11 protein-coding genes and 6 pseudogenes are annotated in these 16,952 nt (G+C 43.4%); 11 read left to right on the top strand and 6 right to left on the bottom strand.

Annotation, left to right across the window (positions count from 1 at the left end):
* The first annotated feature begins 38 nt into the window (after positions 1 to 38).
* The 9 genes and pseudogenes from tnpA to K7R23_RS06040 all read left to right on the top strand — a co-directional run bounded on the left by tnpA (position 39) and on the right by K7R23_RS06040 (position 5,382).
* Complete coding sequence (gene tnpA / locus K7R23_RS06085; protein WP_012904569.1) at positions 39 to 716, top strand: IS66-like element accessory protein TnpA; 678 nt, start codon at positions 39 to 41, stop codon at positions 714 to 716.
* Entirely contained in the window at positions 716 to 1,063 is a 348-nt protein-coding gene (tnpB, locus tag K7R23_RS06080) for an IS66 family insertion sequence element accessory protein TnpB (RefSeq protein ID WP_012904570.1), read from the top strand. The genes tnpA and tnpB overlap by 1 nt, the downstream gene beginning before the upstream one ends.
* 19 nt (positions 1,064 to 1,082) lie before the next feature.
* Positions 1,083 to 2,654 carry an IS66-like element ISCro1 family transposase gene (locus K7R23_RS06075; protein ID WP_012904571.1) on the top strand — a complete coding sequence of 524 codons (1,572 nt, stop codon included), beginning with the start codon at positions 1,083 to 1,085 and terminating at the stop codon, positions 2,652 to 2,654.
* 69 nt (positions 2,655 to 2,723) lie between these two features.
* Positions 2,724 to 3,140: a hypothetical protein gene (locus K7R23_RS06070; protein ID WP_193352052.1), complete on the top strand. Its 417-nt coding sequence runs from the start codon at positions 2,724 to 2,726 to the stop codon at positions 3,138 to 3,140.
* A gap of 9 nt (positions 3,141 to 3,149) precedes the next feature.
* Complete coding sequence (locus K7R23_RS06065; RefSeq protein ID WP_012908037.1) at positions 3,150 to 3,560, top strand: hypothetical protein; 411 nt, start codon at positions 3,150 to 3,152, stop codon at positions 3,558 to 3,560.
* A 117-nt stretch (positions 3,561 to 3,677) separates the two neighbouring features.
* Positions 3,678 to 4,238, top strand: a pseudogene (locus tag K7R23_RS06055) (RHS repeat-associated core domain-containing protein); the annotation flags it as partial.
* The gene (locus K7R23_RS06050) at positions 4,235 to 4,708 is read left to right on the top strand and encodes a hypothetical protein (RefSeq protein ID WP_024132995.1); all 474 of its coding nucleotides are present in this window, start codon (positions 4,235 to 4,237) and stop codon (positions 4,706 to 4,708) included. The pseudogene K7R23_RS06055 and the gene K7R23_RS06050, both read left to right, overlap by 4 nt.
* Positions 4,709 to 4,756: 48 nt before the next feature.
* Positions 4,757 to 5,212, top strand: a complete 456-nt coding sequence (locus K7R23_RS06045) for an efflux RND transporter periplasmic adaptor subunit (RefSeq protein WP_024132996.1) — start codon at positions 4,757 to 4,759, stop codon at positions 5,210 to 5,212.
* Positions 5,213 to 5,223: 11 nt separating this feature from the next.
* Positions 5,224 to 5,382: a hypothetical protein gene (locus tag K7R23_RS06040; RefSeq protein WP_156110307.1), complete on the top strand. Its 159-nt coding sequence runs from the start codon at positions 5,224 to 5,226 to the stop codon at positions 5,380 to 5,382.
* Positions 5,383 to 6,259: 877 nt separating this feature from the next.
* Here the strand turns inward: K7R23_RS06040 and K7R23_RS06035 are convergent.
* Positions 6,260 to 6,858 (bottom strand): annotated as a pseudogene (locus K7R23_RS06035) (ISNCY family transposase); the annotation flags it as partial.
* Between K7R23_RS06035 and K7R23_RS06030 the strand changes: the two are divergent.
* A pseudogene (locus K7R23_RS06030) lies at positions 6,853 to 7,007 on the top strand (IS4 family transposase); the annotation flags it as partial. The pseudogenes K7R23_RS06035 and K7R23_RS06030 sit on opposite strands and share 6 nt — an antisense overlap.
* 54 nt (positions 7,008 to 7,061) lie before the next feature.
* Here the strand turns inward: K7R23_RS06030 and K7R23_RS06025 are convergent.
* The gene (locus tag K7R23_RS06025; protein WP_158304845.1) at positions 7,062 to 10,271 is read right to left on the bottom strand and encodes an Ig-like domain-containing protein; all 3,210 of its coding nucleotides are present in this window, start codon (positions 10,269 to 10,271) and stop codon (positions 7,062 to 7,064) included.
* The gene (locus K7R23_RS06020; RefSeq protein WP_049794265.1) at positions 10,243 to 12,051 is read right to left on the bottom strand and encodes an inverse autotransporter beta domain-containing protein; all 1,809 of its coding nucleotides are present in this window, start codon (positions 12,049 to 12,051) and stop codon (positions 10,243 to 10,245) included. The genes K7R23_RS06025 and K7R23_RS06020 overlap by 29 nt, the downstream gene beginning before the upstream one ends.
* 965 nt (positions 12,052 to 13,016) lie before the next feature.
* Between K7R23_RS06020 and K7R23_RS06015 the strand changes: the two are divergent.
* A pseudogene (locus tag K7R23_RS06015) lies at positions 13,017 to 13,243 on the top strand (tyrosine-type recombinase/integrase); the annotation flags it as partial.
* A gap of 202 nt (positions 13,244 to 13,445) precedes the next feature.
* Here K7R23_RS06015 and K7R23_RS06010 read toward each other — a convergent pair.
* The 3 genes and pseudogenes from K7R23_RS06010 to K7R23_RS05995 all read right to left on the bottom strand — a co-directional run bounded on the left by K7R23_RS06010 (position 13,446) and on the right by K7R23_RS05995 (position 16,634).
* Positions 13,446 to 14,399 (bottom strand): annotated as a pseudogene (locus K7R23_RS06010) (Rpn family recombination-promoting nuclease/putative transposase).
* Positions 14,400 to 14,555: 156 nt separating this feature from the next.
* A pseudogene (locus K7R23_RS06005) lies at positions 14,556 to 14,762 on the bottom strand (Y-family DNA polymerase); the annotation flags it as partial.
* 1,293 nt (positions 14,763 to 16,055) lie between these two features.
* The gene (locus K7R23_RS05995; protein WP_012908044.1) at positions 16,056 to 16,634 is read right to left on the bottom strand and encodes a hypothetical protein; all 579 of its coding nucleotides are present in this window, start codon (positions 16,632 to 16,634) and stop codon (positions 16,056 to 16,058) included.
* Positions 16,635 to 16,952 lie beyond the last annotated feature (318 nt).

Below are 16,952 nucleotides of genomic sequence, written 5' to 3'. Positions count from 1 at the left end.
AAACCGTCTGGTCTGTTTCCTCCGGCTCCACAAAAATAATGTCCATCATTTTTAGTGGACACTATCGTATGGAATACCGGACCTGGATTACTGAAGCTTTACGCCTTCACTTCGAAGAACATTTACCTCGGGTTGTGGCCGGACGTCGCCTGGGTGTACCAAAATCAACAGTTTGTAGTATGTTCGTGCGCTTTCGGAGAGCTGGCCTTTCGTGGCCTTTGCCCGCAGGCATGTCGGAGCAGGAACTTGATGCCTGCCTTTACGGACAATTTTCCACGGTACCAGTCGTACGTCCTGAAAGCACCGTTATATCCGAAACCCCCGTGGTAAAAAAACGTCCCCGGCGGCCCAACTTCCCTTATGAGTTTAAAATCGCCTTAGTGGAGCAGTCACTGCAGCCCGGAGCCTGTGTGGCGCAGATCGCCCGGGAAAACGGAATCAACGATAACCTGCTCTTCAACTGGCGCCATCAATACCGGAAAGGTGGCCTGCTGCCTTCCGGAAAAAATATGCCGGCACTGCTTCCCGTGACGTTAACGCCGGAGCCGGATAATAAAATCCCGGCCCCCGCACAGGAACCAGAGCAGATAAATACACCGTCCGACAGTCTGTGTTGTGAGCTGGTTCTGCCGGCCGGAACTCTCAGGCTTAAAGGTAAACTGACGCCGGCGTTATTACAGACACTTATCCGCGAAATAAAAGGGAGCAGCCACTGATGATATCTCTCCCTGCAGGTTCGCGTATCTGGCTGGTTGCAGGTATCACCGATATGCGAAATGGCTTTAACGGCCTGGCATCAAAAGTTCAGAACGTCCTGAAGGATGACCCGTTCTCCGGACACCTGTTCATCTTCCGCGGACGCCGGGGTGACCAGATAAAAGTGTTGTGGGCTGACAGTGACGGACTGTGCCTCTTCACCAAACGCCTGGAGCGGGGCCGCTTCATCTGGCCAGTCACCCGTGACGGCAAGGTGCACCTTACTCCGGCTCAGTTATCCATGCTTCTTGAAGGTATCAACTGGAAGCACCCGAAACGAACGGAACGCGCTGGAATCCGCATATAACCCGTTGTAAAGTGAGGATATGGACACCTCACTTGCTCATGAGAACGCCCGCCTGCGGGCACTGTTGCAGACGCAACAGGACACCATCCGCCAGATGGCCGAATACAACCGCCTGCTCTCACAGCGGGTGGCGGCTTATGCTTCCGAAATCAACCGGCTGAAGGCGCTGGTTGCGAAACTGCAACGTATGCAGTTCGGTAAAAGCTCAGAAAAACTTCGCGCAAAAACCGAACGGCAGATACAGGATGCACAGGAGAGAATCAGCGCACTTCAGGAAGAAATGGCTGAAACGCTGGGTGAGCAATATGACCCGGCACTGCCATCCGCCCTGCGCCAGTCTTCAGCCCGTAAACCGTTACCGGCCTCACTTCCCCGTGAAACCCGGGTTATCCGGCCGGAAGAGGAATGCTGTCCTGCCTGTGGTGGTGAACTCAGTTCTCTGGGATGTGATGTGTCAGAGCAACTGGAGCTTATCAGCAGCGCCTTTAAGGTTATCGAAACACAACGTCCGAAACTGGCCTGTTGCCGGTGCGACCATATCGTGCAGGCACCAGTACCTTCAAAACCCATTGCACGCAGTTATGCCGGAGCGGGGCTTCTGGCCCATGTTGTCACCGGGAAATATGCAGACCATCTGCCGTTATACCGCCAGTCAGAAATATACCGTCGTCAGGGAGTGGAGCTGAGCCGTGCCACACTGGGGCGCTGGACAGGTGCTGTTGCTGAACTGCTGGAGCCGCTGTATGACGTCCTGCGCCAGTATGTGCTGATGCCCGGTAAAGTCCATGCTGATGATATCCCCGTCCCGGTCCAGGAGCCGGGCAGCGGTAAAACCCGGACAGCCCGGCTGTGGGTCTACGTCCGTGATGACCGTAACGCCGGTTCACAGATGCCCCCGGCGGTCTGGTTCGCGTACAGCCCGGACCGGAAAGGCATACATCCACAGAATCACCTGTCCGGTTACAGCGGAGTGCTTCAGGCCGATGCTTACGGTGGCTACCGGGCGTTATACGAATCCGGCAGAATAACGGAAGCCGCGTGTATGGCCCATGCCCGGAGAAAAATCCACGATGTGCATGCAAGAGCGCCAACCGATATCACCACGGAAGCCCTGCAGCGTATCGGTGAACTGTATGCCATCGAAGCAGAAGTCCGGGGATGTTCAGCAGAACAGCGTCTGGCGGCAAGAAAAGCCAGAGCTGCGTCACTGATGCAGTCACTGTATGACTGGATACAGACTCAGATGAAAACACTGTCGCGTCACTCGGATACGGCAAAAGCGTTCGCATACCTGCTGAAACAGTGGGATAGCCTGAACGTGTACTGCAGTAATGGCTGGGTGGAAATCGACAACAACATCGCAGAGAACGCCTTAAGGGGAGTGGCCGTAGGCCGGAAAAACTGGCTGTTCGCGGGTTCTGACAGCGGTGGCGAACATGCGGCGGTGTTGTACTCGCTGATCGGCACATGCCGTCTGAACAATGTGGAGCCAGAAAAATGGCTGCGTTACGTCATTGAGCATATCCAGGACTGGCCGGCAAATCGGGTACGCGATCTGTTGCCCTGGAAAGTTGATCTGAGCTCTCAGTAAATATCAATACGGTTCTGGCGAGCCGCTTACGGATTGAGTGCGTTAGAGCCCTTGCTGAATCAACCGGGCATGAAAGATGCTTATAATTGTGCCGTAACTCAATATGAGAATTCACTTCCGAAACCCTTATCTGAGTGGAAATTTTCACGATGGGAAGAGGATAAAGGAAAGAGATTTGGGAATAGTTATATAAATATAAACGCGATATGTGAAGATCAATTTGGTAACACAAGATCTGTTAACGCCCGGACTTTTCAAACCGGTTGGTTCCCTATTAATGAGGTTGAGGCTGGTAGGGGCATCCCAGACCCTGGAGAAGATCTTTCGGATATGGCAACAGCTACGGATTCTGCTATTGATGGTATCAAAGGAGTCATAGATGCTCACTCCACGGGAATAACATGTGGTTCAAAGAGTGGTTATCTGTGCTTTAAAGATTCTGAAATGACTCAAAAATCAGGAGAAAAATTATGTGGAAAAAGGTAACAAAGTTAAATGGATAAGTATATAAAAAAATTCTCGGAATTACCGCCAAAAGTTGGAGTGGCACTTTCATATATTATTTGTATAAATATTTGTGCATTTGCAAGGAATTCTCTTAAGATTATCCTTTGGTATATGTTTAGAGAGTCTTATCAAAGTCATTGGTTAATTGTTTTTTTTAACTCAATGGCTTATTCTATAATGTTTTTATGTGGATGCCTTACAGGTTTTTTAATACATAAAAACTCTATTTTTCATTCCTCACTAGCTGTAGCTCTAGGTGTTATGTTTACTTATTTAGTTTCGGGGATAGGTCAAAATGAGTATATTTTACTTCTTGAAGGTGCTCTAACAGGTGCTGTTTTAGGTGGAATTGGGGGAGGGGGGGCTCTAATAATAAGAAAGTTCTGGCGCTCGAAATGAAAAAATTGAAACATTTCAACCGCCTGATATTTTTACTACCACGACGCGCATGGAAGACGGGCGGAAAAGGATGAGCGGCGTATCCGCGACGGCGGCAGCCTCAGCCACCATTATCATTACGATAACCGGCACCGGCTGGAGCGTTATTTCCGCACGCAGAAGGGACGGTATATTACGCAGGATCCGATTGGACTTAGAGGGGGATGGAATCCGTATACGTATCCGTTAAATCCGGTCACAGAGATAGACCCGGAGGGATTAAACCCGTTAGTTCTTGGTTTTGCGGCATTAATGAGTTGTGGTTTGCTTTCGTCAGCAGGTGTAATCCAAAGTAGTCAGCAAGATCGGGATCAATATGGACGTAGGGTTAACCCAGAAGCAGATAAATTAACAAATGAACATAGGACTGGTTTAAATCCAGGTGGGAATTGTACTCCGCAGGATCTTAATGATTTGCAAAATGAAAAAGACAGATTATGTAACCAGTCCAGAGCTTGTGCTCCTCAAATGCCAAAAAGTGAATTATTAAGGCGATATGAAATAAATCTGGCCTGTGCTTCGGTTAGAAAGCAGATTAATAATCAATGTTTCGGAGGTGGGGATAGGATTCACATGAGCGAAGAGAGTGAAGCCTATGGTGTGGGGGCAGTTTGCAGCCGCTATGCGAGTATGAAATGACAAATTTTGAAGATAAAAATATTTTCTTAGAAGAATTAGTAAGGAATTTCCCCATTAAACGTGATGGCGAGATTTCTTTTGGCATGCTTGAAATGTATGAAGGGGAAGTTGTATATGATTACTTTTATGAAAAAACATGGCTTGAATTAATCAGCGGACTTGATTTCAGATTGGATGGTGAGGCTTTAGAAAAAGGGTGTCTATATCTTAATAAAGATGATTTCATATATTATTTTCCATTGTATATATATGCGAGTGTTATTAATGTCGATGGGTGGGCTTTTGAATATTCATTTTTCATGAACTACTTAATACCTGATGTTATGGGAGAGGAAGAATATTTTGCCTTCATTGATAGATTTAGTGAATTGCAGAATATTTTAATATATGATTTTGTTTTATATAAGTCTGAAAAGGGGGACGTAGTGGCAAGTGAAGCTTTTAATAAATTTTGGTGTTTGTATTCATGAGCAACTTGCTGTGGGTCTGTCGTGGGAGATTAATCTGAAACCATCAGCATGATGGGTCCGCAGTATGAAGAGAAGACGAAGTTGCAAGACAACCACCACCAGTATCACGACTTTCAACAGGCACAGACACAGCAGCAGGATTTGCTCACAGCGCGGGAAGAACGCCGCGTTATTGAGGCGAGGGGAGAAGGGGAAGAAAGCCGGATCGCCGAAATGGAACTCATGAATGCACAGGTGCGTTATCAGGTCCTCAAAACACAAAGCGAGAAACGGATACTAAAAGCACCCTTTACAGGACTGGTGGTCAGGTCCGTCACAATTGACGGCGGCAAAACCGCGATTCCCCTGCCGGGGGAGGTGGTAAGTCAGGGAACACCGCTGATGACAATCATAGGCCTGGATCGTATTCAGGTGCTGGCTCAGGTTGATGAAGCTGATCTTCACCTGTTGCGTGAAGGTATGCAAGTACAGGTCACCGGTGATGGTTTACAGGGTTGCAGCTGACGGGGCGAATCATGTCTATTGCCGTGCAGAGCAATACGGCGGATTCACCTGGTGTTACGGCGAATTATGATACGGTGGTATCCATTGATACACCCCAGACGGCGTCTGTTTATCCGGTCAGGCTGGGTATGAGCGCCCGGGTTGTGGTCACTCTCTACAGCAATGAATAGGGGATAATTGTTCCGCCAGAGGCGTTACAGACTGATGCCGGAGGAGATGTAAGGGTCATATACCGGTCCACTCCCCATGCCCGGTCCTCCAGAATTCGTGTTGACCCCGGTCGGGCTGTTTCTGAAGGGATAGAAATAAAAGGGTTACAATCAGGTTATATTCAGATACCAGTGCGTAAAAAGGGGGAAGCCCAACTATATCTGACATGATCGCGGATTTTTCTTCTTGGTCGCCTGGTCGTGATTGTATATCTGATGTGCAGGCTGTCCGCGATATGGAGATAAAGTATATGAACTTTTTAAACGAACCGGGAAGTACCGCAGCAAAAACTGAGGCTGCGTTGAAACACTGGATCAGAACAAACAGTATCCTGCACAGATAGAACTACGAAGCCTGGTATTGCAGACTGGGGAAGTTGGCATTTGACAGTTCAGGTCTTGAGCTGAAATCCCATTCAGTGCGGTGGGAGATGCACTGGCTGGCAGTTGACGGCCCGATTGCCATAATATACGGTAGAAACCGGTCCGGTACCGTCATGCAATGCGCAATGCCTGTACTTCCGCCAGTCAGTAGCTGAATGCACTTTACGCTAGGGGTAATGAACGGGCCGGATAACCGGCCTGTTCAATTTTAATACTGCTGTCAGTACCCAAGAATCCCAGAGGCAGTTTCTGCGTCCTCCGGAGTCAATGTACCTGCATTCTGGCGGAGTTGCTCATGTATCCTCAGCAGGCTCAGGATACAGCGTGGATGAACTGTGGAGATGACTGGGACTACATTGTTAGCTTAAATCCATATATTTCAATTATTTTGTCTGGGCTATTTTTAAAGGTCCGCTTTCTGGCTAAATTAAAATGTTCGCATGTGGGTTAAGTTTCAGCTTTTGCCAAATATTTCCAGACTCCTTGTCTGAAGTTGCTGCAGTGCTTCCATCATGTCGTTCTGATTCAGACTTCGTTATGATTTCTTGCCGGATTGTTTCTTCCTGCGTGAGATCTGGCCGTTCAGTGATGGCAGGGCCTGTGAGCGGGTGTTGTCCCGTTTGTCCTGAACCAGCTTTATCTTCTCCAGAGTCAGTCCCAGGCATTTATTGTCGATGATGGCCCCCTGGTCCAGTTCTCCCAGCCGGTCGTAGGTGATAAAGGGCAGGGAAGTACCGTTAGCCCGGAGCTCGATAGTGCCGTCCGGATACTGCCAGACATCAATGTGTTTTTCCTGAAGCGCCGGTTTTCTTCATTATCTTCAAGCAGATAAAGTGTCTTATCGTACTGTAATGTCAGGTTTTTTGAGTCTTTACGTTGCACACGCCAGGTGAATGGCTCCTCCAGATTCTCATTATTCTCAAGCGGACTGTGAACGTCGAAATCGTGGCGTGGCGGTTTCGCAAACCGGCGGTTGTAGTCAGCCATGAACTCTTCGGCAAAGGCGTTTGCAGTCTCAGGTGTACTGATACAGCGCAGGCGCAGCTCCTTAATCCGGGGACTATCCCGAAACGGCTGGAGTATTTGCGGGGGCTCTGGAAGCGGTGTTCATAAAAAAACGCCCCCGACCATCAAGGCCGAGGGCGGTTAAGATATCAAAAACCCATTATCCGGTGAAACGCAATGCCGCACCGCTTAAGTGAACGGCATTACCCATAAGGGGGCTTTTATTATCTAATAATAGATCTTTATTTAAATTAATTCCATGACCCTGACAATGATTTAAAATTATTTTTCCCAGTCATGTTTGTCCCAAAGCCATCCCAATTTACAGAACTACTATCTTTATATGTATATGTTTTTCCTCTGAATTCCAGTTTTGCCTCTATAGTGTGATTACCCCAATGATTTTCCCAGCAATCATTACCCATTGAGTTTACTGATCCATAACCAAGATCAGACGAATAATAATCCCCGCTACCGGTGATAATTTCTTGTGAAAGAATATCTTTACTAACTGCACCATAGCCTTGTTTTACCAGTTGTTTAAGCTCTAAATGTAGAGGTTCAAGTAACGTATTCCCGCCAAAACCAAACTTTACCCTAGGTGCAATAATTACATGTCTAGTCTCTTCAACAAGATTTTTTCTACACATACCAGCAGGAGAGTTGTCATTGTTCCAAGCAATATAAGTCATAAAAGAAAAATCTATACCTTTCAGCTCTGGTGGCGTCAATGCTTTAACAGAAATATTTTTAGAATATACGCTATTCTCTGCTCCACCTCGACCATGATAAATAATTTCGAGAACTAAATTTTTATCCCAAAATGATTTACTTGCAGCAATAGTCTCGTTCTTATTTTCAAACTCTGAAACTAAAGTATACTCCTTGTTGTACACTTTTTCTCCGGTGCTTTGGTCTTTTAGTATTACAGAAACTTTAGACGGCGTTTTATATTTGTCCTGTGTTCTCCAGTTAAAATTTATACTATCTGATGTATAAAACGGCTTCCATTCCCCTGAGGTATGGCTTTCACCTTGGCTGGTATATTGCACGTCATATACACCAATGACTGGTTTAGCATAAACCTCCACATCATAGTATCCAGAACTTTGCTCATAAAACTCATTTGCTAATACACTTAATGTTAATCTTGACTGACCTTCCCCTAATGAAACAATCTCTCCTTTTTCATTAATCTCAATTGCATTCGGATTGCTACTTTCCCACCTTGTTTCTAGCTCTGTTGGCACACCAGTATTAGGGGATTGAATTTTATACTGTGCACTACTATTAGTTTCTTCCGTTTTTTTACTAAACTCAATAGAATGAATTCCCTTATTGAGTATATAAGGGATTTTTATCGTTTCAGATTTAAATTTTTCGTTCCCTTTTGTTGAAACTGTGATGTTAGTGGAGCCTGGTTTAATCTTCCTTACTGTACCATTGTCGGAGACTGTTGCTACCGTATGGTCATCAACTTCATACTCAAAAGATAGTTCGCCAACTCCGACATCGAGATTATCAAAAGAAATATTCAGCGTATTGACTATATTATCATTCCATTTTGTTTGAATTATTTCCTGAGCTGATTTAAGTTTAGGGCTGGCCTTATCAACAATCAACTCATAACTGGCCTGAGTAGGATTATATTGACCATTACCAGATGTTTGAACAGTAATTGTAGCAACTCCTGATTTATGTAATCTTACCTGCCCCGTAGATGGATCAACTGAAGCCACTTCAGGTAAAGAACTTGACCACATCTGTTGTACACCATTTGGTATACCCTTTGGTGTTTGTGATGCTGTGAAGTTTTTCGTATAGCTTACTTTATGTTGAGCATTATCAAAACGTATCTCTGGTGTAGTTGCTCCTACTGTAATAGTTATATCTGAGCCGATAGTTTCTCCATCAACTTTTGCCAGTAAAGTCACCTGTCCTTTATTTGTTGACGTTGCTCTTACCTGATAGATTCCATTACCAGTCTCAATGGCGGGGGAAAGGGTAAAACCAGTAAGAGAATTTTTACTATCAATATTTATCTTTTTACCAGTAATACCATTATCATATTTATCTTTTAAGAGCACGGTCATAGTTGCAGTATCTTTACCGTCAGCACCGATAATTTTTTTATCTACAACAAAACTGGATTTTGAGGCATCTAAAGCTCCTGGAACGACGGTGACTGTATTTGCCTGTTTTTTATTCTTCTCATCAAGATATGCTGTCATTATCAGTCTTCCTGATATATTGCTCTTCACTTTTGTTGTTGCAACGCCATTATTGTCTGTGCGGGATACGGGTTCAAAATTTTCTGCTTGTCCTTGTAGTTGCCAGGATACGACAACATTAGGTAATTTATTACCGTAAGCATCAGTGACTGTTACGCTATATGTCACACCGTCACTATCACCAGCTACAAATTGCTCTCTACTAGATATGACTTGAGCAATTTTCCAGCTATCAGCATTCCCCTTTACTGTCAACTTTTTAGTCTGGGTAAATGGTTTATTATTTACCATAACTGATAAGTTCGCTACACCAGACTTACTTCCGGTTACGACCATCGCATAGTAACCAGGATTACTATCATTTTCCTGAGCATCACCAACAGTTACAGTATTATTATCACTCATTCCTTTGACTATTTGCCCTGATAATGGATTGCCTTTTTTATCTTTTAATAAAAGCTCTAATTTCGCGAACTCCTTACCAGCCATAATACTTTCTGGTGTTAAAGTCAGTACTGAACTCTTTTCATCAGGTGCACCTTCACTAAATAAGACATCTGGAGCATTAATTGTTTCTGAAGGTAAAATTAAACTGACTTTTGCGATACCAGGCTGTAAGCGTGTTAACGTAACTTTTGCTGTTCCAGATTTATCTGTATTTGTTACAGTCGCCCCCAACGTGCTTCCACTATTAGTGGACCATGTAACAGGAATCCCTTCACCTAAAACATTATCATTTTTGTCTACAAGTGTAGCCATGTAAGTTACGGTTTCACCAACCATAGCCTGTGTTGGCGTCACACTGATATTTCCTTTAATTGTAGCAGAAGTTTTGTCCGGTTTTATATTAAGTTTCATTTGTTCATTAATCGGTGCGCCATTTACTGATGCACTAATTGTTGTTATACCTGTTTTTTTTCCACTTACCTGTGCTTCATAAACCCCCTCTGCAACTTTAACAAGATTAGTTGAGGTAATAGATAAGTTAGGAGAAAAACTTAACTTAACTTTTTCTTCCATTCCATCTTGTAAGTCACCGTTAGCATTCCTTACTATTACTCTAACAGTTGCCCTTTCCTTTCCTGCTATAATTTCTGTTGGCATGACATTAAGTGACGAGCGATATTCTTTCGTAATTGTTATATCCGCTGATCCTAAACGAGTATTGCGCGCAACAGGTATTACAGAAAACTTTTCAAATTCAGTACCAGCAGTTAAGATATGCGACATATTCCCCAGCATTCTGACGAATAAATGGAGTTAATTTTGCTCCTGTATTTTCTCTATTTTTTGTTTCTTTTTGTATGGATATTTCACTTTCATTAAGATCAACAGGATTACCTTTTTTATCGTTAATTTTGAGAACCAATTGTTTCTGAGTTCTACCATCTGCAGGAATAACCATATTACCCGGTGATAATGAGCTCATCTTAACATCAATAGCAGCCTGTGTGACTGTTACTTGCACTTCCGATTTTTCTGATAAATTACCTTTTTTATCTATAGCAACTACTTGAATTGTATACGTATTCACTCCATGTTTATTAGATTGATAATCAGGCAATATGACACTGTAATTCGTCCCACCATCAGATACAATTTTTCCGCCAGCTGAAATTAATTCTGATGCAGACCAGTCAATACGTTCCACACCATACTTACTGTTAACGGAAACACCCAGTGATTTCTTCTCTCCGGCATACCCACTAACTAATTTTACAGTTTTTAGGCTAATAATTTCTTTTTTCTTATACTCCAAAACAATGTTGTTATTACGCTCTACAAAATCATAACGATTGCCCGCTAAAGTGCGCATCGTAGCAACAGCGCTAGGATTAATCTGCTGCTTCCAGTCTATGCCTGGTTGATAGTTTACCTGAACCCCTATACGTGCATCGTTTTCTCCAGCCCTCCCCTCTTTATACTCTGTGTTGAATGTAAGCAAAGGAAAGGGGGTATAGTTCACACCTATAGTCATTGCATGAGGGTTACGCTGTTGCTTATTTTTACCAAAAAGTGCAACATTTTCACCATAGTATTGCTCATATCCTAACTCTGCCCCTAATTGTGGTAGAGCCGGAATCCACGCCTGAGCATGAATGTCCCATCCGTTTGCAGGCCGCTCTTCATAATCAATTATATCTGGAGAACTCTTCCAGTTCGTTATGCGAAAATAACCATTCATCCCCAGTTTCAGAAAATCTCGCCAATACTCAACACCAGCACCTAAGCGAGCATGATCTCGGGATAAATCATAATCAAAGAAAGTATTACCCCCTAGCATCCAACCATCGTTATACCAACGATAGCCAAACCCCAAATTGGACATAAAACGATCATCTGTATAGTGAAAACTCCCTTGACTGAAAAGAAGGCTGTTTCTTTTTTCATATAATGGAACAAGCAAATCTACCTGGGAGTTTTGCAGAGAAAATTTTTCATCTGTGTCTAACTTCACTCGAGCATTTCCCAAATGACTCAGCCATTGCTGAGCCTTACTATTTACTTCATCTATTGCCATTTCTCCGGCCTTGGAAGATACGACTTCAGCCATAGTATAATTAGATAAAGAAATAGCTGTTTGAGATGCTAAGGATGATAGTTTTTTATCATCAATTATATTATCTAAGTTATCATTTTCCCACGTTACCGGAATAAAAGGAGTAACGGGTACATCAATTTCATCCCCAGCCTTAACGTTGTCAATTCCACGAGAAAACGTCCTAAACTGATTTAGCTTTTTCAGTTCTTGGATATTCATATTATATTTTTTAGCAATAGAAAGTAATGTCTCGCCTTCCGTAAGGATATAAGGCTTTGTTTTTATTTCTTTATCTGCTTTTTGCTGAGAAATAAAACGTTTCTCGTTTTCAGCATATGCCGTATTGGATGAAAAAATCCCGGAAAAAGGGTATGCTATTTGAATAAAAATATTCAGCCAAGTAATGCCGTTAACTACTTGAGTTTTTTTAGATAGTGTTTTTTTATTTAAAGGAGATTTTTTATTCATTGTGTTACAAGTTCAACAATAAACCAGAGAAATTATTTTTACCTGAAAGAGTGACGTTTTCTTACGATATCATTTTTGCATAGTATATGTACCTGCTCAATTTATTCACAAAGAGAAACAAGACATGTCTCAATATTCATTATAAAATGAGCTTTTACTTTTTCAAGACATCAATCATGTTTTTTGACACACATTAAAATAAACTGATTCACAATTTTAAGTGTAAGGAAAAACAAAAGGAACATTCAAAAAAAAGCACCTGCATTCATTTATATTTTCCTGTTTTTTATTAGTTAGCAGAATTTTTTGTAAAAACTAACTCCTACCTCATATCTACAGAGCTGTAAACATATCGCACCTTCGTTTTATCTATAAGTCACTGAAATTAGAGCCAACCACAACTACGGCGACAAGCATATTGATAATGAAGTTAATTTCACACGTTGTATTTGTTATTGAATGCATTTTTGTGCAAACCAGTAACGGTGGAAAATATAACGTCAGTCATTTTCTTCTCTTTATCTGTTATTTCGCCACATGCTCGAAGAATAAGTTGCCAGCAACAATAAATAAAACACATTTGTTTTGACTTTGTTTTGTATTTTTTATTTGTCTAATGGTGATTGTTTTTTGAAACAAGGTTCATGAAAATTAATATGTTATTTGATGGTGCCAATATTTTCATATAAAACAAATATATTCCTCAAGCGGGGGCATTATCGAATAAAATATATTTTTAGGTGCTTTACTGTAAATTGTTCCGTTTCAGATACAAACATGTTTGAGATACTGACAGCATCATAATGTTGTCGGTATTCCTCCTACGTAATATTGTTCTGTGATTAATAAGGGTATTTATTGTTATATTCTGGAAAACATTTTTCCGTGATTTCCCGGCATACAGTGAGAACAGTATTGACGGAGCAACTGGCAGCTCTATGCACCAGAGTAGCAGTTCGCTAACCCGGTTGAGGGAAATCACCGATCGGACGGCAAGGACTTGGGTGAATGAAGCCATGGAAGCGGCTGCGGCCGACGGCGTCTCGTTCTCGGTGCCGGTGACGCCACACACGTTCCGCCACAGCTACGCGCCGGCATCCCGCTGGAGGCTCTGCAGGCCTTGATGGGGCACAAGTCGATCAGCTCGACGGAGGTCTACACGAAGGTGTTTGCGCTCGATGTTGCGGCGCGGCTTCCAGATGCCAGGCGATGAGGTGGTGACCATACTGAGAGCAGGGTTTATGGAAGATGATAACGGTCTGACGCACCCTGCGGGCTTGTCCAACCCCTCCTCTGTCCAGAAGCCTGTTCTGAACAGACGGCGCGTTATGATGAAAAGCAATAACTTTACCAGCTTTTTGCCGGTCAGGAAGAGGAATTGCAGACGGGGAAACTCAGTGACGAATTTGCGCCAGGTCTTCTTCTGTCAGATTGGTCAATTTCATGACGGTACTGCGATCGATGCCGTTCTGCAGCATGGTACGGGCAATTTTAAGGGGGGCCTCACGCTCGCCTTTTTCAATTCCGCGTTGCTCACCGAGTTGAATCCCCTTCTCAATGCCCTTCTGTTCAAGCTGTTGTGCGATGGTCATAAGTGCGTCTCCGTGTTGCGGTACACGCTGTGCCAGTTCGCGTACAAAGGCTTCGGCGTCGGATGTTTCGCCTGCCTGAACCATAGAGTGTACCAGCGATATTACCTGCGATGAAGAAAGATATCCGGCCAGCAAAATGGGCACCAGCCGGTCAACCAGTTCTGCCAGGTCCCGCTTGAATATACTTTTGCAGTAAGGTCAGGGCGGCCATGCTGCGATGACCAGCAATTTCATCATCAGGAATGACAGTGAAGTCAATCAGCGGGAAAGCGCTGTTGTAGAGTCTGCCTGCCAGTGCCGGATCGTCAAATTCATCCAGCCACCGGGTGGAGTACGGATACGGGCTGCGTTTAGCCGTATAGAACAGCACCGGTATCACCAGTGGCAGCTTCTTATGGCCTGCCTCCAGGTGACGTTGCATGGCAGCAAAAGCATATCGTACCAGACGAAAGGCCATATGTTTATCTGGCGATGACTGATGCTCGATCAGTACATGTATGTAACCGTCACTGCCAAAGTTTTCAGACTGTAGAGCACGTCGCTGAAATACTGGCGGAGATCATCTTCAACGAACGAGCCGGATTCCAGCTTCAGTGTGCTGAGATCACAGATCGTGCGCAGTTCAGCGGGCAGGTGGATCTCCATAAAATCTCTTGCAATATCCTGCTGCGTCAGGAACTGCCTGAAGGTGGCATCGTGGGGAATCGGCGTGGTGTTTTTCTTCGTTAGTCCATGCCCTGAAAATGACCCGGTTATAGTATCACAGGCAAAAAATACTGACACTGGTGGGGAATGAATAACTGACGGGAAGTCCGGGCTGAAACTGGTACTGATGAAGCACATACCTTAATGTGACTGGCTGACGCGCCCTGTGGGCTTGTCCAGCCATTGAATTCATGTTGAAATCTCTCCCCTGTTAGATATCGACACATAAAGCCCGTAATTGCTGGTGAACGTGATGACCAGCTCCGGGAATTGTGCCGTCTTCAGCTGGAACTAGGGGGTGCCCATTTTAATGCCCAGCCGTTTCGCTTCGGCACTGCGCGCGATTACACAAGTATTGTTGTTACTGAGCACCACAACGGGCTTATTACGCAGGTCCGGACGAAACGCCAGCACATATCAGGAGCTCAATTCAGTTCTTTTTCTTTAAATTTTTTCCAAAAACAATCCTGCCTGGGGAAATCGGATGAGGTCCTTCAGTGTTCACTCAGAGATCGAAGTGTCAGATTATCCACCTGTAAACTGGCGAATGATATTTTTGACTCAGTTCGCCGGTAGAGTACTAAAGATATCCAAGGGTGGAAAAATGATGAAGGTACAGTTTACCTGTTCCAGGTAGTCAGTCAGGGTATTGACAAATATTGTGCTGAAAATAAAACGACGCTTCCCATAGGAGGGAAAGAGTTTTTACGCTTGTATCTACCAAGACAGGAATCCCTTTGGATGTCCGCGCGGCGCAAAGATCAGTTAATCATATAATAATTGGAAATGGCACTTTTGGTTAGAAAGTGGATATTCTTTGTGAGGGGGCAAGCAGAGATACAAAAAATCATGTCACCGAAATATAGCAAACAAACTGGCTGGCCATTTTTATGAATCTCATATTTTCTACTAAGGTGGATATTAAAAAAGTACGGGAGAACATACCTGATTATATCAGGACTGCAAGCACGATACAGGCATAAATGAAAGTGATTAATATTAAACTTTAAGGACAAAAATATAAACTGCTTAAAAAAAGTTCTTTATGTGAGGACGTTTTCCTGTTGTCATCCATGATGCAGCAGGACACTCCTTCTGTGCATTACCCGGACGGATATTCGTTTGATGCGTTAATGCCGTTCCGGGGCGGGAATGCTCTGTTTGATTAATTGTATTGCATTAACAGGATCACATTTTCACTATACCAGGATTGACGGCATTACTCTGCTGGTTGTTAAAATACAGTCTGGACTTGTCTGGCACGCCGGATAACGGTGTACGCTGTATGTAATACAACCAGGAGGAAATCGATGCCATTGTCAATAAGAAATATATTTTCACGTGCTTCTACACATCGACCAGAAATATCCGGGCCTGTAATTGATAAACCAATACCTAAAAATTGCACTCTGATTTCAAGCACATGTAATTTGGATGGTATAATGGTCATAAACAGAAGGACCAGCTTTTATGATATAAAGCCGCCTGGTGCCGGAGAACGACAGCCATCCCTAAAAATTTCTGCCTCAGAAGCTCAGTGGATGTGCAAAATTATAGAGACCGAGATTAATAACTCAAATAAATCCTGACGATTTTTCGGGCAGATACCGCCACAGGGATTGTGCCGATGTCTGCTATTATAATAAATATTGAACAATATTTTTTACATATGTATTTGCTGCAATATGGTCAGATATATAATCAGTATTAACGCATTTTCAGGCACACATACATAAAGCTATGGCGTCGCTTTGGGCATGACGGTGATACAATTTTCTCCACGTCCCCCTCTTTTGTCAGTTGATTGAGCATGACTGCAATATCTCTTGGTGTCGTCAAGAATCCAGGCCTTGCATTTTGGGATACATAACGTCGACAGGAGCCAGAGGCACCTTCAGTAAGTACTCTGCCGACAATATCCGCACAGTTTTTCCCGATCATACGATAATGAGGATTGCTTTTTGTTTTTATCTGCATCCATGCATCCTGCATTTTTACCAGATCAAAGCAATCTGAATGCAGATGATAGGTAACATGAGGCTGCCCGTTTTCAAGCTGAAGATCATATTCTTTAGGTATAAGGATGTAGGGAGCCTTCATAATCTCATTATTATGAATGAAAGAACTGTTCAAAACATTATTTCGTCCAAAAAACTTTGCTGTACCATCTGGCCACCAACTGACATAGTGTTCAGGAGAATTGCCATTACCTATCTGTAATGAGCAATGCCCTACATTTTCATTCTTTGGATACCAGATAAAAACACTTCCACTTATACCGTTCATAATAAAAAATTCTGATGCTCCCTCTGAGAATATACTGACAATATATGTGAATATGATGAAAAAAATTAAATCACAGGGACATTATATCTCATTTTCAAGAAGAAGACAGACATTATTTTCGTAGAATGATGTATTCATAGGTTTCCGATTAATATAACGGGGATTTATATTGCCTTTCATGTTATCCACAGTTGAATCTTATGGTCAGCAGCGATATTAAAGGGTAGTTCCTGAGCATCATGGAAATACTACAGGACGAACAAAAAGCAAAACACGGTATACTTATCATTAAGAGCACTGACTTCTTGCACGGTTCCG

Origin of the sequence: Citrobacter rodentium NBRC 105723 = DSM 16636 (genome assembly GCF_021278985.1) — a bacterium.
Taxonomy (GTDB): Bacteria; Pseudomonadota; Gammaproteobacteria; order Enterobacterales; family Enterobacteriaceae; genus Citrobacter_A; species Citrobacter_A rodentium.
This window is presented reverse-complemented; position numbering and strand designations above follow the sequence as displayed.